The following is a 19,980-nucleotide window of genomic DNA, read 5'->3' as shown; positions in this document are numbered from 1 at the left end:
GATGGCCTGGAAAGACGCATTCGACTATCTGCGCGGCACCGCCGGCAAGGCCTTCGGCAAGCCCGAGGACGCGCCCCAGGACCGCGGCCTGCCGCTCGGCGCGCGCATCGGCAGCCTCGTGCATCTGCAGCAGTCGCCGCTGCTGCGCGCCAGCGCCGGCGGGTCGCTGCTGGCCCTGCCCGACGAGCACGCCACGCGCATCCTGGCGATCTCCCAGCTCAAGCTGAACATGGACGGCAAGCTGTACCGCTACTACCTCGACACCGGCGACGCCGATGGCGACGAGACTTTTCTGCAGCTGTATGTGAATGCCCGCGGCGAGCTGGCCGAGCTGCTGTTCTGCTCGCAGCTGACGCGCCTGGTGCCGGAAACGGTCGAGGAGCAGGAGATGTTCACCGGCGCCGCCGGCAGCGGCCTGGGCGACGCCAGCTACACGCTGTGGCGCTGGCAGCTCGAGGAATTCGGCCTCGACCTCGATGCGATCTTCGGCAGCGCCGACGAAATCGTCTATCAGCGCGAGGCCGGCCATCCGGACACGCCCTGGATCGCGCCCTTCCGCGGCAGCGAAACGCGGATCGACGATGCCGGCGGCCACAGCGGTCTGAAGCAGGAGGTCTATCTGATGCCCTACACGCGCCCGCTGGCCGACGGCCTGCGCGAAAGCCTGCTGATCAGCACAGAAATTCTCGCCAGTGTGAATGGCGATTCCCGACAACGCGGTATCCATGTTGACTTCGTGATCGGCATACCGGTTGAGCAAGCACGCCTGCAAATCCAGTAAGGGCGGCACCCACTTCTCTTTGAAAGGACGCATCATGAGCAACACGCAAGGCTGGGGCCTGACGGCCCGTCTGGTTTCCAAGCATTTCGGTGCCCTGGGCGAACGCATCGCCGAGGCGATTGCCAGCTTCGACCCGGAGACGGCGACCGAAGCCGACCGCGACCGTCTGGCCGACACCCTGCGCGGCACCGCGCAGAAGCTGGCCGCCGCCCGCGCCGCCTACGAGAAGGAACAGCGCGACGTGCGCGAGCTGCGCACCCTGATCGCGAATGACGAGCAGGCGGCCGGCACCCTTGCCGAGCGCCTGGCCGCCGGCAAGATTTCGGAGGCGACCATCACCCTGTTCTGCGACGAGCTGGAAGCCAACAAGGCGCGCCTGCCGCAGGAGATCCAGGAAGAAGCCGATGCGCGCGAGTACATGGACGAGCTGCAGAAGATCGTCGACGCCCTGTCGGCCCAGCTGGCCGCCTTCGATGCCGCCGCCCGCAAGGCCATGCAGGCCCTGGCCACGGCGCGCGCCCAGAAGGATCTGCAGGAATTGCGCGGCGAGCGCCAGCGTCAGCTCGACGGGCTGAAGGGGCTGTCCGGCCGCTCGAGCGCGCTCGATGCCCTGAGCAAGCGCGCCCAGAAGATCGCCAACGAAGCCGAAGGCCTGCGCATCGTGGCCGATATCGGTCAGAAGCCGCTCGACCAGAAGGCCGAGCTGGACGCGATCCGCAAGTCCGTCAGCCAGCCCGAACAGGGTGCCGAATCGGCCCTGGCGCGCCTGCAGCGCCTGGCCGGCGCGCCCGCCTGAGGGGGCTTGCAAAACGGGGCGGCTGCTACAATGTAGGGGTTTTAGAAAGGAAGCCGCATGAACCGCCCCGTTGACGACCTGATCGAATTCCCGAGCGACTTTCCCATCAAGGTGATGGGTGCCGCCCATGTGGATTTCGCGGCGACCATCGTGGAGGTGGTCACGGCCCACGACCCGACGTTTCACGCCGGGCGCCTGGAGTCGCGTCCCTCCTCGAAGGGCAATTACACCGGCCTGACCGTGACCGTGCGCGCCACCAGCCGCGAACAGCTCGACAATCTGTATCGCGCCCTGTCGGCCCACCCGATGGTCAAGATCGTGCTGTGAATTGCGCCACCTGGCCACCCAGCCAGGTGTGAAATGCCTTCACCTGCGGCCGCGCCATGGCCGCAGGCGGGCACACCCAGTAGTAGGCGCTGTCGCTCGGCACCGCCAGCGTGAACAGACGCACCAATTCCCCTGAAGCAATTTCCTGCGAGGCCGGTACATGGCGTACCAGGGCCACCCCATCGCCGTCCACGGCCGAGCGGATCAGCATCGACAGGTCCTCGAACATCAGCCCGCCCTGCGGCTCCGGCAGGGCCAGCCCGGCCGCGCGGAACCACGGTTCCCAGGGCGCGCGCGAACGCAGCAGCGTGGCCGTGGCCAGATCCTGCGGCCCCTGCGGCAGTGCGCCGCCGCGATAGTGGGGACTTACTACCGGATACCAGACATCGTCCAGCAGATGCTCGGCGTACAGGCCCGGGTAGTGCCCGCCGCCGTAGCGGATGGCCACGTCGATGCCTTCGCGCACCAGGTCCTGCAGCTGGTTGGAGGCCTGCAGCACCACTTCGATCTCCGGATGGCGCTCGATGAAGCCGCCCAGGCGCGGGGCCAGCCAGCGCGCCGCAAACGAGGTGATGGTCGAGACCGTCAGGCGCTGGCGCCGCCCGGCCGCGCGCACGTCCTCGGTGGCGCGGCCGATGTCGGCGAAGGCCAGGCCGAGCGCCTGGGCATAGCGCAGGCCCTCCTCGGTCACGCGCACATGGCGCCCGTTGCGGGTGAACAGGGGCAGCCCGAGCTCGTCCTCGAGCGCGCGGATCGCGTGGCTGATGGCGCCGTGGGTCAGATGCAGCTCTTCGGCGGCGCGCGTGAAATTACCATGCCGGGCGGCCGCCTCGAAGGCGCGCAGGGCAGCGAAATTGGGCAGTTTGGCCATCCGTTTATTGTGAACCACATTCACAATAAACGGCAAAAAATCTCGTTTTGCGCCGGCCCGCGCAAGGCCTAAGATAGACGTCCCACCGCAAGGAGAAATCATGAGCAAGTTCGCCCTCTACGTCGATTCGCGCTTTCTGAGCCCGTATGCGATGTCGGCCTTCGTCGCCCTGATCGAGAAGGGCCTGACCTTTGAACTGCACCCGGTCAACCTGGAGGTCGGCGAGCACAAGGCCGCGCCCTACCAGGCCCTGAGCCTGACCGGGCGCGTGCCCACGCTCGTGCACGGGGCGCTGGTGCTGAACGAATCGAGCGCCATCGGCGAATACCTCGATGAATCCTTCCCCACCGGCAGCGCCCTGCTGCCGCGCGATCTGGCCGAACGCGCCCAGGCGCGCCAGGTGATGGCCTGGATCCGCTCCGACCTGCTGGCCCTGCGCCAGGAGCGCCCGACCGACGTGGTGTTTCTGCGTCCGACCAGCAAGCCCCTGAGCGAGGCCGGCCAGCAGGCCGCCGCCAAGCTGATTGCGGCCGCCGAGCGCCTGGTCCAGGGCCCGCAGCTGTTCAGCCAGTGGTGCCTGGCCGACCTCGACCTGGCCGTGGCCCTGAACCGCCTGATCAAGAACGGCGACCCGGTGCCCGAGAAACTGGCCGACTACGCGGCCGCCCAGTGGCGCCGTCCGTCCGTGCAGGAGTGGCTGAAACACGTGCCATGACGGGCAGCGCGGGCGGCGCCGGGCTATAATGTCGGCTCTGCAAATATCGCCACCCCGATCTTGATCCCCGCCGCCCAGATCCGCCAGCTCGGCCGGGCCGACTACGAGCCGACCTTCGCCGCCATGCGTGCCTTCACCGATGCGCGCGATGCGAACACGCCCGATGAGTTGTGGATCGTCGAACATCCGCCCGTCTACACGCTCGGCCTCGGCGCCGACCGCGGCCACGTGCTGGCCGCGCATGACATCCCCGTGGTCCAGACCGACCGCGGCGGCGAAGTGACTTTCCACGGTCCCGGCCAGGCGGTCGTCTACCTGCTGATGGACCTGCGCCGCAACAAGCGCGGCGGCAAGCTGTATGCGCGCCAGTTCGTGCACAAGATCGAGCAGGCCGTCATCGACGTGCTGGCCGCGCACGGCATCGCCGGCGAGCGCGTCGCGGGCGCCCCCGGCATCTACCTGGCCGACGGTCCCAAGCGCGGCGCCAAGATCGCCGCCCTCGGCCTCAAGGTGCGTGGCAATGGCTGCACCTACCACGGTGTATCGCTGAACGTGGCGATGGACCTGGCCCCCTTCACCTGGATCAATCCATGCGGCTACCGCGGCCTGGAGACGATCGACATGCGCAGCCTCGGCGTCGAGGTTGCACTGGAAACCGTCCAGCAACAGCTGGCTGAAACCCTGCGCCGCCATTTGTGCGAGGAAGACCTGCATCATGAGTAACGAGACCCCCACCACCCCGGCCTACGACCCGACCGCCAAGCAAAAAGGCGAAAGCAAGACCGCGCGCATCCCGATCAAGATCGTCCCGGTCGAAGAGCGTCTGAAAAAGCCCGAGTGGATCCGCGTGAAGGCGGCCTCGCACTCCTCGCGCTTCTACGAGATCAAGGACATCCTGCGCGCCAACAAGCTCGTCACCGTGTGCGAGGAAGCCAGCTGCCCGAACATCGGCGAATGCTTCGGCAAGGGCACGGCCACCTTCATGATCATGGGCGACAAGTGCACGCGCCGCTGCCCCTTCTGCGACGTCGGCCACGGCCGTCCCGATCCGCTCGACGAGGACGAACCGCGCAATCTGGCCAAGACCATCGCCGATCTGCGCCTGTCCTACGTGGTGATCACCTCGGTCGACCGCGACGACCTGCGCGACGGCGGCGCCGGCCACTTCGTGCGCTGCATCCACGAGACGCGCCAGCTGTCGCCGCAGACCAAGATCGAAGTGCTGGTGCCCGACTTCCGCGGCCGCCTCGAAAAAGCCATCGACATCTTCGAGGCCGCCCTGCCGGACGTGATGAACCACAACCTCGAAACCGTGCCGCGCCTGTACAAGGAAGCCCGACCGGGCGCCGACTACACGCACTCGCTGGTGCTGCTGCGCGACTTCAAGAAGCGCTATCCGGGCAGCGTGACCAAGAGCGGCCTGATGGTCGGCCTGGGCGAGACCGACGAGGAAATCCTCGACGTGATGCGCGACCTGCGCGCCCACGATGTCGACATGCTGACCATCGGCCAGTACCTGGCGCCGTCCAACCACCACCTGCCGGTGCGCCGCTACGTGACGCCCGAGACCTTCAAGATGTTCGAAGAAAAAGCCTACGAGATGGGCTTCGTGCACGCCGCCGTCGGCGCCATGGTGCGGTCCAGCTACCATGCCGACCAGCAGGCCCACAACGCCGGCGTGGCCGCGGATGACAAGAACGCGAAGTGAAGGCGAAAAGTCGATCGTGAATGGGTGCGGGGAGGTCCAATTCCCCGACCGACACCTGCGAGTTAGCACGTCGCGGCCTAGAAGTAGCGTGGATCATAGTGCCACTTGCGCAAAGCTGTGGCCACCACGTGTCGTGCATCAGGGTGCAGAGGGTTAATCAGCACGTTCGATTCCTCCGGAACGATCACCGAAGGCACCACCAGCAATGCAGAAGCCTGGGAGATCAGCCAAGCTTGGCCCGCCTGGACGCTAGACATTCCCACCGGCCGCGCGTCCCAGCCGACAGGCGGCGTGAGTACTTGGCGCGCAGCCCACACATCGTCGGGCACATCGATGCGAATCAGGTAGCGGTTCAGTGGCAAACCGCCGCTACGCAGCGTCACAAGCGTCTCGAGCACGGCCAGCGCAATATTCTCGGAGCTGTAGACGACGGCGATGCCTGCAGGGTTCCAGCGTCCGCCTGTATTTTTTGCCCCCGCACCGGACATGTCGTCCGCCGCGTACTTCAGGGTGGTGGCGCCGATACGCCACAGCGCCACTGTCACGCGTACGCTCCGCTCTGGGTCATCTCGAGGAGATTGCCAACATACTTTTGGCCCTCAACCGTGTCCATGAAGCTCGCCGGCGTCGCGCCGCCCAGCGCAGGTAGCGGAGCGGCCAGCCAATTTGCCAGCCACTTCGCCGCATCGAAGTCGCGTGCGCTTTCCGTGCCGACCATGGACTGGACTTGGCCGATGAGTGCCTGCATGCCCATGACCCGTTCGGATTCCTCAGGCGATAGTGCCTGCGCGCGCTGCACCTTGCGGTTGATGGTGGCGCGCGAGAGCCCGAGTGAAGCCATGAGCGCCTCTTTGGGCATGTTCATGAGAGAGGCCAGTTCGCCCACGAGCTGTGCCGGCACGCCCGTTCGGATGACGTGGATTTTGTCGGCGAAGTCCATCCGGTACCAGTGAATGAAGTGCTTGGCGTCGGTGTTTCGCGTGATGCGGAGCTTTGTCTTCTTAGCTGCCGACGGCGGCTCGGCACGCTTGGCAGTTTGAGTTCGAGTCGCCATGAGATGTCTCCTTTGAGCCTTCAGCATAGCTCATATGAGAGTCACTCACAAATTGTTCACAGTGTCCGTATAGACCACCCGTCCATCCCGCCAAACCGGCGTCCTGTCGCAGCCCGCTTGCGGCAGGGGCCGCTTGGGCTTTAGTGTGTCGGCTTTGTGAAATGGAATGGAGTCGAGATGCTGCGGTCCCTGGCGCTTTGTCTGAGTGTGTTGTGCGTACCGGCCCTGGCCCAGGTGCCGCCTTCGCCCCTGAGTGCGGCCACGGCCGCCCTGCCGGCCGGCCTGGTGCGGGTCGAGGCGAACCCGGACGCGGGCTTTCGCTATCCCTACTATCTGTTCGTGCCGGCGGCGGCCAAGGCGGCGCCGACCACGCTGCTGGTGCTGCCGAATAACACCGGCAGCCTGCACGATGAGCTGGCCTTTCATGAGGCCGATGCCGCGCGCCGCATGGCGCGCCTGGCCACCGGCCCGATGCCGCTGCCGACGCCGGTGCTGATGCCGGTGTTCCCGCGCCCGAAGGCGCAGTGGACGATCTACACCCATGCGCTCGACCGCGATGTGCTCAGCACCGAGCAGCCGGCCCTGGCCCGGCTCGACCGTCAGCTGCTGGCCATGATCGACCACGCCCGCGCGCGCCTGCTGCAGGACGGCGTGCGCACCGACAGCAAGGTGTTCATCCAGGGCTTTTCGGCCTCGGGCATGTTTGCCAACCGCTTCACCTTCCTCCATCCGGAACGCGTGAAGGCGGCCGTGATCGGCTCGCCCGGCGGCTGGCCGCTGGCGCCCCAGGCCAGCCTGGCCGGCGAGCCCTTGCGCTATCCGCTCGGCACGGCCGACCTGGCGGCCCTCAGCGGCCAGGCCTTCGATCTCGAGGCCGTGCGGCGCGTGCCGATGTTCATCTACATGGGCGACCAGGACGACAATGACTCGCTGCCCTTCAAGGACAGCTACGAGGAGGAAGACCGGGTGCTGGCCTTCCGCCTGCTGGGCAGCACGCCGCTGGCGCGCTGGCCGCTGGCCGAAAAGCTCTACCGCGAGGCCGGGCTGCAGGCGCGCTTCGTGCTGTATCCGGGCGTCGGCCACACAATCACGGCCGATATGCGCAAGGACATCACGGCCTTCCTTCAGGCCCAGCAATGAGGCTATGATGCGCTCATGAATGTCCGCATAGAACCCGGCTGGAAGGCCCAGCTCGACACCCAGTTCACCCAGCCCTACTGGGAGCCCCTGACCCAGTTCGTCAAGGCCGAGTATGCGGCCGGCCTGTGCTGCCCGCCGGGCAAGCACATCTTCCGCGCCTTCGACCTCACGCCCTTTGATGCGGTCAAGGTGGTGATCCTCGGCCAGGACCCCTACCACACGCCGGGCGCGGCCATGGGGCTGTGCTTCTCTGTCCCGGACGGCAACCGTCCGCAGCCGAGTCTGCAGAACATCTTCAAGGAATTGCAGGACGACCTGGGCCTGGCGCGCACGCGCACCGACCTGACGGACTGGGCCGAACAGGGCGTGTTCCTGCTCAACAGCGTGCTGACCGTGCGTGCCGGCGAGGCGGGCTCGCATGCGGGGCGTGGCTGGGAACAGTTCACCGACAGCGCCATTGCGGCCCTCTCGGCCGGACGCGAGCATCTGGTGTTTGTGCTCTGGGGCAGCTATGCGATCGCCAAGCGCAAGCTGATCGACAGCCAGCGCCATCTGGTGCTGACCTCGCCCCACCCCTCGCCGCTGTCGGCCTATCGCGGCTTCTTCGGCAGCAAGCCCTTCTCGCGCGCCAATGCCTACCTGAGCAGCCACGGCCAGACGCCCGTGCAGTGGGCCTGAAAACGCGGTCCATACGCGGCGGACTTTTGATTACAATGCATACAAAAGATCTGCCTGCCAGGAGCGTGGAACATGATTCGACGATGGCTGGCGCCGGCACTTGGCGTGCTCGGCTGCCTGATGGCGTGGCCCCTGGCCGCCGCGCCGCTCAAATTCTGCTTTGAGGACGCGCCGCTCGCGCCCTGGACCCTGCCCGACGGCAGCGGTCTGAACATCGCCCTGCTGCACCAGGTCGAAAAACTCACAGGCGAGCAATTTGTGTTCACGGCCCGCCCGTGGAAGCGCTGTCTCGAGGAGTTGCGCACGGCCCAGGTCGATGGCGTGATCGGCACGGCCGACGGCCCCGAGCGGCGTTCGATCGGGGTGTTCCCGATGCGCGCCGACGGCAGCCTGCGCAGCGATCAGGCGCTGTTTCAGGACAGCGTCAATGTCTTCATCCTGGCCGACAGCAAGGCCGCCTGGAACGGCCTGACTCTGAGCAATCCGCGCGAGTTCGTGATCACCCAGCGCGGCTACCGTGTGGCCGAGGAACTGCGTGCGCGCGGCAGCAAGGTGCTCGACAATGTGCGCCTGGCCGAGGAGGCCTTCCGCGCCATGCTGGCCGGGGTGGCCGATGTGGCGGTGCTGCAGGGCCTCGATGCGGAGCAGCTGGTGCGCCACGATCCGCGCTTTGCCGCGCGCATCGTGCAGGCGCGCCAGCCGTATGTCGTGTATGCGTTCTACCTGATGGTCGGCAAAAAGACCTATGAGGCCGATCCGCGCCGCATCGACGCGATCTGGAACGCCATCGGGAATGCGCGCAAGACGCCCGACTACCGTCGCCTCGAGGCGGCCGAGCTGGCCAAACTGCGGCGCGACTGACGGGCTTGTCCGGCTGGACGTAGAATGGGGTTTTGTTCGCGAGAAGCTTCCCATGCACACCGATCCCGACAGCCTGAACGCCATGGGCGCGCCCTTTCTGCCGGGCCACCTGGGCATCCACATCACCGGCCTGGTCGACCAGACCGTGCGCGCCCAGATGCCCGTCAGCGTCCACCTGCTGGCCCCGAACGGCTATCTGCATGCGGGCAGCGTGATCACCCTGGCCGACACGGCCTGCGGCTATGGCTGCATGGCCACCCTGCCCGAAGGCGCGACCAGTTTTACCACGGTCGAGCTGAAATCGAACCACCTGGGCACGGCGCGCGACGGCGTGGTTGAGGTCGTCGCCAGCCCCGTGCATCTGGGCCGCACGACCCAGGTCTGGGATGCCGTGGTCAGCCACAAGGGCAAGACCATCGCCCTGTTCCGCTGCACCCAGATGCTGCTCTATCCCAAGGCCAAGGAGGCCGCATGAAGCGTCTTGCCTGTCTGATCCTGGCGGCCGCCTTGGCGGCCCCGGCCTGGGCGGCCGATGACAGCCTGTACCGCGCGCTCGGCGAGCGCAGCGGCATCAAGGCCCTGGTGGCCGATTTCGTGGCCCGGGTGGCGGCCGATGCGCGCATCAGCGAGTCCTTCAAGGACATCGACATCCCCAACCTCAAACAGCGGCTGGAGGAGCAGTTCTGTGAACTCGGCGGCGGTCCCTGCGTCTACAAGGGCAAGGACATGAAGACCATCCATGATGGCCTGAACATCACCGTGGCCCAGTTCAATGCTCTGGCCGAAGACCTGCAGCTGGCCCTGAGCGCGCGCGGCGTGCCGAACGCCCTGCAGAACAAGCTGATCGCCAAGCTCGCGCCCATGCAGCGCGACATCGTCACCAAGTAAGGAGGGCCGCATGCGCAAGACCTTGATCGCCGTGGCCGCCCTGCTGTGCGCCGGCACGGCCGCGGCCCAGGACATGGGCAAACTATTGGCCACGGGTGGCGTTTCCCAGGTCGAAGGTGCGGGCGGCGGCGGCCTCGTACCCTGGGCCCTGATCAGCGGCTACGGCACGCGCGACAGCTGGGGCGCGAATGTCCACTGGACCACGGTCGCCACCCAGGACTACACGCTCGACACGGCCGGGGTGACGGTCGGCATCGCCGACCGGGTCGAAGTCTCGCTGGCGCGCCAGCAGTTCCGCGGCAGCCTGGCCCCGCTCGACAAACTCAAGCTGCAGCAGGACATCCTCGGCCTCAAGTGGCGCGTGGCCGGCGATGCCGTGGTCGATCAGGACCGGCTGCTGCCGCAGATCGCCGTCGGCGCCCAGTTCAAGCGCACGGCCGCCATCGGCGGCCTGGGCGCGCTCGGGGTGACGAATGTGAAGCAGCTCGGCGCTAAAGACGACAGCGGCATCGATCTGTATGTGGCGGCCACCAAGATTCTGCTCGAGCAGTCGCTGCTGCTCAACGGCACCCTGCGCGCGACCAGCGCCAATCAGTTCGGTCTGCTGGGTTTCGGCGGCGACCAGCAGCGCGGCCGGCGGCTGCGCGCCGAAGTCTCGGCCGCCTATCTGCTCGACCGACAATGGGTTGCGGGGGTGGAATGGCGCGCCAAGCCGGCCAATCTCGGGGTCGACCCGGAGAAGAACGCCTGGGACGGCTTTGTGGCCTGGTTCCCGTCCAAGCAGCTGTCGCTGACGGCCGCCTATGTCAATCTGGGCACGATCACCGTCTTCAATCCCAAGACCCAGAAGGGCTGGTATCTGTCGCTGCAGGCCGGTTTCTGATCAGCCGGAAATGGCCTTGTCGAGCAGGGCGTGCAGGGCCGGGAATTCCGGCTCGCCCACGTAGCGCTTGAGGATCTTGCCGTCCTTGTCGATGACAAAGGTGGTCGGCGTCATCGCCACATTGCCGAACTGCTTGGCCAGGCTGCCGTCGACATCGAGCGCTACCTTGAACGGCAGCTTCTTGTCGTCGGTGTAAGCGAGCACGTAGTCGGGCCGGTCATAGCTCATGGCGACGGCCACGAATTCCATGCCGCGGCCCTTGAACTTTTCGTAGGTCTCGACCATCTGCGGCATTTCCTTCACACAGGTGGCGCAGGACGTGGCCCAGAAGTTGACCATCACCACCTTACCGCGCAGGCTCTGCGCAGCGATTTTTTCGCCCGTGATCGAGACGAAGGTGACGTTCGGCGCGGCCGGCTTATTGGCCGTCAGCAGATAGCCGGCACCGGCGATGGCCAGTGCCGCGAGGCCGATCGCAATCGGCTTGATCCATTGGCGTTGCGTGCTCATGATGGCCTGGCTTATTTGCCGCCCTGCTTGTCGCCGGAGCGCGCGTTCAGGGCCTGCACTTCTTCTTCGGCGATGTAGTCAAAAATCTTGACCACCTTGTTCACGCCCGAGACGCTGCGCACGGCTTCGGCCGCCACTGTGCCTTCGCGCGGGGACACGCGGCCCATCAGATAGACGACGCCGCGTTCGGTCACGACCTTGAAGGTGGTCGAGGAAATCGTCTTGGTGTCGACCAGGGTGGCCATCACCTTGGTGGTGATCAGGGCGTCGTTCGAGCGCGAGGTCAGGCTCGAGGCGCCGGCGATCTCGAGTTCATTCGAGACGGCGGTCACGCCTTCGATGGCGGCCACTTCGCGTTCGACGGCGCGCTTCATCGCCTCGTCGCGCACTTCGCCGGTGATCAGGGCGCGCCGGTTGTAGGACGTGATGTTGACATGGCCGGCATCGCCGACGACCTTGGGCACGCGCGCCTCGGCCTTGAAGGTGATGGCCTTGTCTTCCGTCTGGGCGCCAATCGTGCGGCGGTCGGCCGCGGCAAAGCCGCTGACGACGGCGCTGCCCACCACCATCTCGACACAGCCGGACAGGGTCGTGAGCAAGCCCGCCACCAGCAAGGCTTTCGCCAGTTTATTCATTCCCATCTCCTCCGAACAAGGCGACGTCGATGCCGTCGCAGATACTGTGGATACAGACCAGGTGCACTTCCTGGATCCGGGCCGTGCGTGCATGCGGCACGCAGATGTTCACATCCGCCTCGCTCAGCATCTTGCCGATCGCGCCGCCATCCTTGCCGGTCAGGGCCACCACGCGCATGTCGCGCTCGTAGGCCGCCTCGATCGCCGCCACCACATTCGCGGAATTGCCCGAGGTGGAAATCGCCAGCAGCACGTCGCCGGCCTGACCGAAGGCCAGCACCTGCTTGGAGAACACTTCGCGGTAGCTGTAGTCATTGCCGACGGCGGTCAGAATCGAGCTGTCCGTGGTCAGGGCCATGGCCGGCAGCGGGAAGCGCTCGCGCTCGAAACGTCCGACCAGTTCGGCCGCGAAATGCTGGCAGTCGGCCGCCGAGCCGCCATTGCCGCAGGCGAGAATCTTGTTGCCATTCGACAGAGCCGAGAACATCAGCTCGATCGCCGCGGACACGGGACCGGCAAGTGCCGTCGCGCACTGGATTTTGAGTTCAGCACTTTCGTGGAAGTGCGACAGGATGCGTTGGGTAGTCATAGCCGCGATTATAGTGCAGGCGCGGCTTTGTTTCCGGCAAGGCCTGAAAAGAATCCTTACATTTCAAGCATGTTTTTCAGCCATTCGATGCGCCCGCCCTCGATCAGGATGGCGTCGAAGCGGCACGGCGGTTCCTCGGCCAGGCGGCACAGATAGGCCTCGGCCGCGCGCAGCAGACGCGCCTGCTTAGCCGGGGTGATCGAAGCGGCCGCGCCGCCGAAGCGCGCGCTTTCGCGCTGGCGCACCTCGACAAACACCAGACAGGGGCCGTCGCGCATGATCAGGTCGATTTCGCCGAGCGGATTGCGCACATTGGTGGCCACCAGCTCCAGCCCGTGCTGGCGCAGGAAGCGCGCGGCCGCCTCCTCCCAGTGCTGGCCCTGGCGCTGGGTGGGGCTGGGGCCGATGCGGTCCATCTCAGGGCTCCGTGGCCGGCTGGGCCAGGCCAGCCTGGTAGACGGCGGCAGCGGCGCGCCGGGCAAAGCGGGCCGGCCCGTCGCCGAAATGCAGGCTGAGCTTGCCCGTGACCCCGTCCAGCTCGACGCCGTCGCCGTCGTTCAGGGCCAGCGCGCGCGCCACCCGGTAGGCGTCGATGCCGAGCGCGTACAGACGCGCGAGGTCGGGCGGCAGCGGGCTCAGCGGCTGAGGCCAGGCGGCCACGCCGGCCGTGTCGGGCGTCAGCAGCCAGGGCAGGTCGAGCAGGTGCAGGCCGTCGAGCTCATGCGGGGCCAGCTGGGCGTCCGGACCCGGATTGACGCTCGAGGCGCCGTACACGGGCAGCTCGGGCGGCAGCGCCGCCTTCAGCTGGCGCGCCTGGTCGGGCTCGAGCGCGGCGAATACCAGGGCTGGCCGGCTGCTGGCCACGCGCGCCAGAATCGCGGCCAGCGCGGCATCGCTCAGATAGCCGCTGGCGGCCGCCGCCTCGAGCACGCTGGCCGTGCGTCCGCCCTGCTGCCACTGGGCGGCCAGCACGCTGGCCAGGCGCTGCTGCCAGCTGGCCCCGGCCGTGACGATCAGGGCCGGGCCGCGCTGGCGCGCCGCCGCCCATTGCGCCAGCTGGCGCCCTTCTGCATCGAGCGAAAGGCCGATCGCGGCCATATGGCTGGGCAGCACGCTGTCATTCGGCAGGCTCAGGGCCAGGGTGGGGGTGAGCACGGGGCTGGCGACCAGGGCCGCCACCAAGGATTTGCCGAGCGGCCCGACGATCAGCACATGGCCGGCGGCCGCGCGCGCATAGGCGTCCTGGGCGCTGGCGGGCGTGTCGCCACTGTCGATCAGGCTGATGGCGGGGGCCTGGGCATCGACCGAGGCGGCGGCCAGAAAGCCGTCGCGCAGGGCCTGGGCGGCTTGCCCGAGGCTGTCCGACTGCAGCGGCAGCAGCAGCGCGATGCGGCAGGGCGCACTTGTGTTTGGCGGCGTGGACGCGCACAATCGCCCCGTTGCGCCGCCGGGTGCGGCGTGCGCCAGCAGGATGGCGCCGAGCAGGCCGGCGATCCAGCGCTTTCCTCCAAGAGCAGGCATGACACCTCCGACGACAGACGCATCAACAAGCCCGGTCGCCCGCAGCCCCGTGTGGGCTGAGGCGGCGCACCAGCAGTATCCTAGCGCATCCCTGTATATCGTGGCCACACCGATCGGTAACGTGTGCGACATCAGCGTGCGCGCCCTGTATGTACTGGGCCTGGCCGATGCCGTCGCCTGCGAGGACACGCGCAACACCGGCCAGCTGCTCGGCCGCCTCGGGCTGAACAAGCCCTTGATCGCCGCCCACATGCACAACGAACGCGAAGTGGCCGCGCGCCTGATCGCGCGGCTGCAGGCGGGCGAGCGCATCGCCCTGGTGTCGGATGCCGGCACTCCGGCCGTGTCCGACCCGGGCGCGCGCATCGTCGACGCCGTGCGCGCGGCCGGCCTGCGCGTGGTGCCGGTGCCGGGCCCCTCGGCCGCCATCACGGCCCTGTCGGCCAGCGGCCTGCTGGACCCCGCCTTCCATTTCGTCGGCTTTCTGCCGGCCAAGGCCAAGCAGCGCGAGACGGCCCTGCAGCCGCTGCGCACGATGGCCGCGACCCTGGTGTTCTACGAGGCGCCGCACCGCATCCACGACTGCGTGGCGGCGCTGGCGGCCGTGTTCCCGCCCGAGCGGCAGATCGTGTTCGCGCGCGAGCTGACCAAACTGTTCGAAGAAATCCACCGCTGCCCGCTGGGCGAGGCGGCCGCCTGGCTGGCCGCCGACGCCCACCGCGAGAAGGGCGAATACGTGGTGCTGCTCGCAGGCGCCCCGGCCCAGGACGAAGCGGGCGCGGCCGAGGCCGAGCGGGTGCTGCGGATTCTGCTGGCGGAATTGCCGGTGAAACAGGCGGCGGCCCTGGCGGCCCAGATTACAGGCGCCAAGAAGAACGATCTGTACGCGCGCGCGCTTGCCCTCAAGGATGCCTAGGGCACGTGGTATAATGCGTGCATCGGAGTGTGGCGCAGCCCGGTAGCGCATCTGGTTTGGGACCAGAGGGTCCAAGGTTCGAATCCTTGTACTCCGACCAGCATACAAGAACGCCGAACGGTGCAAGCCGTTCGGCGTTTTTCTTTTCCGCTCAGGCGCGCTTGGCGGCGATGGCGTTGCCGGCCCGGCTGGCGGCCTTGCGGCCCAGGTGGGCCGCGATGAACTGGCCGGCGTCGACCACGGCGTCCAGATCGACCCCGGTGGCAATGCCGAGCCCGTGCAGCAGATACAGCACGTCCTCGCTGGCGACATTCCCGGTCGCGCCCTTGGCATACGGGCAGCCGCCGAGGCCGGCCACGGACGAGTGGAAGATGCGCACCCCGACTTCGAGGCTGGCATAGATATTCGCCAGCGCCTGGCCATAGGTGTCATGGAAGTGGCCGGCGATGCGCTCGAGATGGAAGGCGTGCGCCGCCGTCTCCATCACGGCCTGGGTCTGGCGCGCGGTCGCCACGCCGATGGTGTCGGCGATGTCGATCTCGTCGCAGCCGAGCGCCGCCATGCGTGCCACCACGTCGGCCACGGCGCTCAGCGGCACCGCGCCCTGGTAGGGGCAGCCGAACGAGCAGCTGATCGAGCCGCGCAGGCGCACGCCGCGCGCCTTGGCGGCGGCCGCCACCGGCTCGAAGCGGGCGATCGATTCGGCGATCGAGCAGTTGATATTCTTCTGCGAGAAGGCCTCGGAGGCGGAGCCGAAGATCACCACTTCATCGGCGCCGGCCGCCATGGCGGCCTCGAAGCCCTGCATATTCGGGGTCAGCGCCGAGTACAGGGTGCCGGGGCGGCGCCTGATGCCGGCCATGACCGCGGCGCTGGTGGCCATCTGCGGCACCCACTTGGGCGAGACGAAGGACGCCGCCTCGACATTGACGAAGCCGGCGTCGGCGAGCCGGTTCACGAGTTCGATCTTGACGTCGGCCGGGACCTCCTGCTTTTCGTTCTGCAGGCCGTCGCGCGGGCCGACTTCGACCAGTTTGACCTGTTGGGGCAGCATGCTCATTTCAGTATCCGAGAGTGCGGTTGACGATGTCGGCCACGAGTTCGCCGCGCGCCATCGCGCGGATCTTGCCGCTGATCTGTTCGACCGCTTCGCGGCACAGGGTCAGGGCCGAAATATGGGGCGTGATGGTGATGCGCGGCTCCTGCCAGAACGGGTGCTGGGGCGGTAGCGGCTCGTTGCGGAAGACGTCGAGCGTGGCGCCGGCCAGCTGGCCGGCCGTGATCAGCGCCAGCAGGTCGGGTTCGGCCAGCAGGCCGCCGCGCGCCACATTGATCACATAGCCGCCCGGGGCCAGCAGCGACAGGCGCGCGCGGTCGAGCAGATTGGCCGTGTCCGGCGTCAGCGGCAGCATGCAGACCACCACGCGCAGGCCCTGCAGGAAGCTGTCGAGCTGGGCCGGGCCGTGGTAGCAGGCCACCCCGCTCAGGTCCTTGGGCGTGCGGCTCCAGGCGCGCAGCGGAAAACCGAAGTGGCGCAGCGCGCCGATCACATGGCTACCGAGCGCGCCGGCGCCGAGCACGCCCACCGTGAAGTCCTGCTTGTCGTAGGCGGGCAGCTGTTCCCACAGGCCCTGGCGCGCCACCACCTGGTAGTCGTCGAAGCGGCGGTAGTAGCGCAGCACGGCGTGGGTCACGTATTCGGCCATCTGCACGCCCATGCCGGCATCGGCCAGGCGCACGATCGGCACCGGCGGCAGCTGCTCGCCCAGTTTCAGCAGGGCGTCGACCCCGGCCCCGGTGCAGAAGATCGCCTTGACCTTGGCCAGATCGGCCAGGATGCCGGGCGGCGGCACGAACAGCACCGCGTAGTCGCAGGGGTCGATGGCCTTGCCCTCCTCCCACACGACGACCTGCGCTTCCGGCAGGTAGTGGGCAAAGGCGGCCAGCCAGTCTTCGTACACGCCGTCGCGGCGGTGCAGCAGAATGCGCATGGCGTCTCCCTAATCGTTTATATTGTTTATTCCGTTTTGAAGGCGATCAGCGGCGCGCCGTCGGCCACCTGGTCGCCCACCTGGTACAGCAGTTCCTCGACCACGCCGTCGGCCGGGGCGGCGATCGTGTGCTCCATCTTCATGGCTTCCATGATCACCAGCGCATCGCCCTTCTTCACGGCCTGGCCTTTGGCGGCCAGCACGGCCACCACCTTGCCCGGCATCGGCGCCGTCAGGCGGCCGCCTTCGGCTTCGGTCTCGCCGGCGTGGGCCATCGGGTCATTGTACGCCAGCGTGAAATGGCGCCCGCCGCTGAACACGTGGAACTGCTCGCCGTCGCGCAGCACGGTGCCGTGCATGGCGGCTTCGCCCAGCTGGATCGAGAAATCATGGTCCTGGCGCGCGCTCAGGCGCAGCGGCAGTTCCAGGCCGCCGAGCACGAAGTCCCAGCCGTGCGGGCGATAGACCAGGGTGGCCTGATAGTCCTTGTGCTCGTCGCTGAAGCGCAGCGCGCGCCGGTAGTGGCTGTTCATGCGCCAGCCGTGCGCCATGCCGAAGGGGTCGGCCGGATGCGGCGCCGCGCCTTGGGCCGCGGCCTGCTCCTCGGCCACCAGGGCCATCGCGGCCAGGGCCAGGGCGCCGGCCGGCACTGCGCGCGCGGGCGGGAACAGCGTCGCCTGATGGCGTTCGATCAGGCCGGTGTCCAGATCGGCCGTGGCAAAGGCCTCGCCTTCGACCAGGCGCTTGAGGAAGGCGATATTCGTGGCCAGGCCGACGATGTGGAATTCGGCCAGGGCCTGGGCCATGCGCGCCAGGGCCTGGCTGCGGTCGGCGCCCCAGACGATCAGCTTGGCGATCATCGGGTCGTAGAAGGGCGAAATGGCGTCGCCTTCGCGCACGCCGGCGTCCACCCGCACGGCGGCCGGGGCCACGCCCGGTGTGCCGCCCAGTTCGAACGCCACCGCGGCCGGGGTGCGCATGTGGCGCAGCGTGCCGATCGCCGGCAGGAAGCCCTTCTCCGGATTTTCCGCATACACGCGCGCCTCGATCGCGTGGCCGTGGATGGCGAGCTGCGCCTGCTTGAGCGGCAGCGGCTGGCCGGCGGCCACGCGCAGCTGCCACTCGACCAGGTCGGTCCCGGTGATCATTTCGGTGACCGGGTGCTCGACCTGCAGGCGCGTATTCATCTCCATGAAGTAGAAGCTGCCGTCCTGGTTGGCGATGAATTCGACCGTGCCGGCACCCACGTAGCCGACCGCCTTAGCGGCGGCGACCGCCGCCGCGCCCATGGCCTGGCGGCGTTCGGCCGTCATGCCCGGGGCCGGCGCTTCTTCGAGCACCTTCTGGTGGCGCCGCTGCACCGAGCAGTCGCGCTCGAACAGATACACGCATTCGCCATGGGTGTCGGCGAACACCTGGATTTCGATGTGGCGCGGGCGGGTCAGGTATTTCTCGACCAGCACCTTGTCGTCGCCGAAGGAGTTGATCGCCTCGCGCTTGCACGAGGCCAGGGCGGCGCCGAAGTCCTCCGATTTCTCGACCACGCGCATGCCCTTGCCGCCGCCGCCCGCGCTGGCCTTGAGCAGCACCGGATAGCCGATCGCGTCGGCCTGCTGCTGCAGGAAGGCGGGGTCTTGGTTGTCGCCGTGGTAGCCGGGCACCAGCGGCACGCCGGCTTCTTCCATCAGCTGCTTGGCGGCCGACTTGGAACCCATCGCGCGGATGCTCGACGCGGGCGGGCCGATGAACACCAGACCGGCCTGGGCGCAGGCCTCGGCGAAGTCCTCGTTCTCGGACAGGAAGCCGTAGCCGGGGTGGATGGCCTGGGCGCCGGTGGCCAGCGCGACGGCGATGATCTTGTCAGCGCACAGATAGCTTTCCTTGGCCGGCGCGGGGCCGAGCAGCACCGCTTCGTCGCATTCGGCGACGTGGCGGGCGCCCGCGTCGGCTTCCGAATACACGGCCACGGTCTGGATGCCCATGCGGCGCGCGGTGGCGGCCACACGGCAGGCGATTTCGCCGCGGTTGGCTATCAGGATCTTGGTGAACATGCGCTGTCTTCCTTGTCTGTTTTTGGTGTTAGGCGCCGCAGTGGGTTTTGGGGACCGAATCGAGCATGGCGGCGCGCGTCGGCAGGCCCAGTTTGGCCAGCAGCTGGCGGTCGTCTTCGGCTTCCGGGTTGTCGGTGGTGAGCAGCTTGTCGCCGTAGAAGATCGAGTTGGCGCCGGCCGCAAAGCACATCGCCTGCACCGCCTCGCCCAGCTCGCGCCGGCCGGCCGACAGGCGCACGCGCGCTTTCGGCATGGTGATGCGGGCGATCGCGATGGTGCGCACGAATTCGATCGGATCGAGCTTGTCCAGACCATGCAGGGGCGTGCCTTCGACCTGCACCAGATGGTTGATCGGCACCGATTCCGGATACGGATTCATGTTCGCCAGCTGGGCGATCAGGCCGGCGCGCTGCTCGCGCGTCTCGCCCATGCCGACGATGCCGCCGCAGCACAGCTTCAGGCCTGCTTCGCGCACGCGCCCCAGGGTGTCCAGGCGGTCCTGGTACTGGCGGGTGGAGATCACATTGCCGTAGAAGTCGGGCGCGGTGTCGAGATTGTGGTTGTAGTAGTCGAGGCCCGCGTCCTTCAGGCGCTGGGCCTGGTCCTCTTCGAGCATGCCGAGCGTGGCGCAGGTTTCCAGGCCCAGGGCCTTCACCTCGCGCACCATGGCCTCGACCTTCTCCATGTCGCGCTCCTTGGGGCTGCGCCAGGCGGCGCCCATGCAGAAGCGGGTGGCGCCGTTCTGCTTGGCCTGGCGCGCGGCGTCCAGCACGGCGTCCAGTTCCATGATCTTCTGGGCCTTGACGCCGGTGTCGTAGCGCGCCGCCTGCGGGCAGTAGCCGCAGTCTTCCTCGCAGCCGCCGGTCTTGATCGACAACAGCGTGGCCAGTTCGACGTCGCCGTCGGGCCAGTGCGCGTGGTGGACTTCCTGGGCGCGCCGCAGCAGCTCCGGGAAGGGCAGCGCGAACAGGGCCAGCACTTCGGCCAGCGGCCAGGTGGCGTCGTCGGGCGTGCCGATCGGCTTGGCCGGTTTGGTGAAAGACAGGGTGGTGGTCTGGGTCATGC

The 19,980-nt window shown here is 67.7% G+C and carries 25 protein-coding genes and 1 tRNA gene; 14 read left to right on the top strand and 12 right to left on the bottom strand.

What is annotated here, in order from left to right; all coding sequences use genetic code 11:
• Position 1: 1 nt before the first annotated feature.
• The 3 genes from LZ005_RS12710 to LZ005_RS12700 are packed head-to-tail and all read left to right on the top strand — an operon-like array spanning position 2 to position 1,904.
• Complete coding sequence (locus LZ005_RS12710) at positions 2 to 781, top strand: DUF2491 family protein (RefSeq protein ID WP_237808442.1); 780 nt, start codon at positions 2 to 4, stop codon at positions 779 to 781.
• A gap of 34 nt (positions 782 to 815) precedes the next feature.
• The gene (locus tag LZ005_RS12705) at positions 816 to 1,577 is read left to right on the top strand and encodes a hypothetical protein (RefSeq protein ID WP_237808441.1); all 762 of its coding nucleotides are present in this window, start codon (positions 816 to 818) and stop codon (positions 1,575 to 1,577) included.
• A gap of 57 nt (positions 1,578 to 1,634) precedes the next feature.
• Positions 1,635 to 1,904 carry a DUF493 family protein gene (locus LZ005_RS12700; protein ID WP_237808440.1) on the top strand — a complete coding sequence of 90 codons (270 nt, stop codon included), beginning with the start codon at positions 1,635 to 1,637 and terminating at the stop codon, positions 1,902 to 1,904.
• Here the strand turns inward: LZ005_RS12700 and gcvA are convergent.
• On the bottom strand, positions 1,888 to 2,775 hold the full coding sequence (gcvA, locus tag LZ005_RS12695) for a transcriptional regulator GcvA (protein ID WP_237808439.1): 888 nt from the start codon (positions 2,773 to 2,775) through the stop codon (positions 1,888 to 1,890). The two genes, LZ005_RS12700 and gcvA, sit on opposite strands and share 17 nt — an antisense overlap.
• 100 nt (positions 2,776 to 2,875) lie before the next feature.
• Between gcvA and yfcF the strand changes: the two genes are divergently transcribed.
• The 3 genes from yfcF to lipA all read left to right on the top strand — a co-directional run bounded on the left by yfcF (position 2,876) and on the right by lipA (position 5,198).
• On the top strand, positions 2,876 to 3,490 hold the full coding sequence (gene yfcF, locus LZ005_RS12690) for a glutathione transferase (protein WP_237808438.1): 615 nt from the start codon (positions 2,876 to 2,878) through the stop codon (positions 3,488 to 3,490).
• A gap of 123 nt (positions 3,491 to 3,613) precedes the next feature.
• A complete protein-coding gene (gene lipB / locus LZ005_RS12685; RefSeq protein WP_237808543.1) occupies positions 3,614 to 4,213 on the top strand; it encodes a lipoyl(octanoyl) transferase LipB in 600 nt (199 codons plus the stop codon).
• Positions 4,206 to 5,198 carry a lipoyl synthase gene (lipA, locus tag LZ005_RS12680; RefSeq protein WP_237808437.1) on the top strand — a complete coding sequence of 331 codons (993 nt, stop codon included), beginning with the start codon at positions 4,206 to 4,208 and terminating at the stop codon, positions 5,196 to 5,198. Before lipB ends, lipA begins: the two co-directional genes overlap by 8 nt.
• Before the next feature lie 77 nt (positions 5,199 to 5,275).
• Here the strand turns inward: lipA and LZ005_RS12675 are convergent, their stop codons facing one another.
• Positions 5,276 to 5,743, bottom strand: coding sequence for an RES family NAD+ phosphorylase (locus tag LZ005_RS12675; protein ID WP_237808436.1), 468 nt, complete (start codon positions 5,741 to 5,743; stop codon positions 5,276 to 5,278).
• A complete protein-coding gene (locus LZ005_RS12670; protein WP_237808435.1) occupies positions 5,740 to 6,252 on the bottom strand; it encodes an antitoxin Xre-like helix-turn-helix domain-containing protein in 513 nt (170 codons plus the stop codon). Before LZ005_RS12670 ends, LZ005_RS12675 begins: the two co-directional genes overlap by 4 nt.
• 177 nt (positions 6,253 to 6,429) lie before the next feature.
• Here LZ005_RS12670 and LZ005_RS12665 point away from each other — a divergent pair, with 177 nt between their 5' ends.
• From LZ005_RS12665 to LZ005_RS12640, 6 genes are all read left to right on the top strand, one after another.
• Complete coding sequence (locus LZ005_RS12665; protein ID WP_237808434.1) at positions 6,430 to 7,392, top strand: hypothetical protein; 963 nt, start codon at positions 6,430 to 6,432, stop codon at positions 7,390 to 7,392.
• A gap of 15 nt (positions 7,393 to 7,407) precedes the next feature.
• Positions 7,408 to 8,070, top strand: coding sequence for a uracil-DNA glycosylase (locus LZ005_RS12660; protein WP_237808433.1), 663 nt, complete (start codon positions 7,408 to 7,410; stop codon positions 8,068 to 8,070).
• Positions 8,071 to 8,142: 72 nt separating this feature from the next.
• A complete protein-coding gene (locus LZ005_RS12655) occupies positions 8,143 to 8,931 on the top strand; it encodes an ABC transporter substrate-binding protein (RefSeq protein WP_237808432.1) in 789 nt (262 codons plus the stop codon).
• Between the two features lie 52 nt (positions 8,932 to 8,983).
• Positions 8,984 to 9,406, top strand: a complete 423-nt coding sequence (locus LZ005_RS12650) for a PaaI family thioesterase (RefSeq protein WP_237808431.1) — start codon at positions 8,984 to 8,986, stop codon at positions 9,404 to 9,406.
• Positions 9,403 to 9,819 (top strand): group 1 truncated hemoglobin, encoded by a 417-nt coding sequence (locus LZ005_RS12645; RefSeq protein ID WP_237808430.1) that lies wholly within the window; start codon positions 9,403 to 9,405, stop codon positions 9,817 to 9,819. The genes LZ005_RS12650 and LZ005_RS12645 overlap by 4 nt, the downstream gene beginning before the upstream one ends.
• 10 nt (positions 9,820 to 9,829) lie before the next feature.
• Positions 9,830 to 10,702 carry a DUF3034 family protein gene (locus LZ005_RS12640; protein ID WP_237808429.1) on the top strand — a complete coding sequence of 291 codons (873 nt, stop codon included), beginning with the start codon at positions 9,830 to 9,832 and terminating at the stop codon, positions 10,700 to 10,702.
• On the opposite strand, the gene LZ005_RS12635 is transcribed toward LZ005_RS12640, so the two are convergent.
• From LZ005_RS12635 to LZ005_RS12615, 5 genes are read right to left on the bottom strand one after another with little or no spacing between them, the layout of a single operon-like run.
• Positions 10,703 to 11,212 carry a peroxiredoxin gene (locus LZ005_RS12635; protein ID WP_237808428.1) on the bottom strand — a complete coding sequence of 170 codons (510 nt, stop codon included), beginning with the start codon at positions 11,210 to 11,212 and terminating at the stop codon, positions 10,703 to 10,705.
• 11 nt (positions 11,213 to 11,223) lie between these two features.
• Complete coding sequence (locus LZ005_RS12630) at positions 11,224 to 11,847, bottom strand: BON domain-containing protein (protein ID WP_237808427.1); 624 nt, start codon at positions 11,845 to 11,847, stop codon at positions 11,224 to 11,226.
• Positions 11,840 to 12,436 carry a phosphoheptose isomerase gene (locus LZ005_RS12625; protein ID WP_237808426.1) on the bottom strand — a complete coding sequence of 199 codons (597 nt, stop codon included), beginning with the start codon at positions 12,434 to 12,436 and terminating at the stop codon, positions 11,840 to 11,842. Before LZ005_RS12625 ends, LZ005_RS12630 begins: the two co-directional genes overlap by 8 nt.
• 56 nt (positions 12,437 to 12,492) lie before the next feature.
• A complete protein-coding gene (locus LZ005_RS12620; RefSeq protein ID WP_237808425.1) occupies positions 12,493 to 12,852 on the bottom strand; it encodes a YraN family protein in 360 nt (119 codons plus the stop codon).
• 1 nt (position 12,853) lies between these two features.
• Positions 12,854 to 13,957, bottom strand: a complete 1,104-nt coding sequence (locus LZ005_RS12615; protein ID WP_237808424.1) for a penicillin-binding protein activator — start codon at positions 13,955 to 13,957, stop codon at positions 12,854 to 12,856.
• Here LZ005_RS12615 and rsmI point away from each other — a divergent pair.
• On the top strand, positions 13,956 to 14,873 hold the full coding sequence (rsmI, locus tag LZ005_RS12610; protein WP_237808423.1) for a 16S rRNA (cytidine(1402)-2'-O)-methyltransferase: 918 nt from the start codon (positions 13,956 to 13,958) through the stop codon (positions 14,871 to 14,873). The genes LZ005_RS12615 and rsmI overlap by 2 nt on opposite strands.
• Positions 14,874 to 14,896: 23 nt before the next feature.
• Positions 14,897 to 14,973 (top strand) — tRNA-Pro (locus LZ005_RS12605).
• A gap of 51 nt (positions 14,974 to 15,024) precedes the next feature.
• Here LZ005_RS12605 and LZ005_RS12600 read toward each other — a convergent pair.
• From LZ005_RS12600 to bioB, 4 genes are read right to left on the bottom strand one after another with little or no spacing between them, the layout of a single operon-like run.
• On the bottom strand, positions 15,025 to 15,933 hold the full coding sequence (locus LZ005_RS12600; RefSeq protein ID WP_237808422.1) for a hydroxymethylglutaryl-CoA lyase: 909 nt from the start codon (positions 15,931 to 15,933) through the stop codon (positions 15,025 to 15,027).
• Position 15,934: 1 nt separating this feature from the next.
• The gene (locus LZ005_RS12595) at positions 15,935 to 16,864 is read right to left on the bottom strand and encodes a glyoxylate/hydroxypyruvate reductase A (protein WP_237808421.1); all 930 of its coding nucleotides are present in this window, start codon (positions 16,862 to 16,864) and stop codon (positions 15,935 to 15,937) included.
• 26 nt (positions 16,865 to 16,890) lie between these two features.
• The gene (locus LZ005_RS12590; protein WP_237808420.1) at positions 16,891 to 18,915 is read right to left on the bottom strand and encodes an acetyl/propionyl/methylcrotonyl-CoA carboxylase subunit alpha; all 2,025 of its coding nucleotides are present in this window, start codon (positions 18,913 to 18,915) and stop codon (positions 16,891 to 16,893) included.
• Between the two features lie 28 nt (positions 18,916 to 18,943).
• Positions 18,944 to 19,978, bottom strand: coding sequence for a biotin synthase BioB (gene bioB / locus LZ005_RS12585; RefSeq protein ID WP_237808419.1), 1,035 nt, complete (start codon positions 19,976 to 19,978; stop codon positions 18,944 to 18,946).
• Between the last annotated feature and the right edge of the window lie 2 nt (positions 19,979 to 19,980).

The sequence above is a fragment of the Massilia sp. TS11 genome (assembly GCF_022012445.1).
GTDB lineage: Bacteria > Pseudomonadota > Gammaproteobacteria > Burkholderiales > Burkholderiaceae_D > Telluria.
Note: the sequence above shows the minus strand (reverse complement) of the source record. Positions and strands in the feature narration are given on the sequence as shown.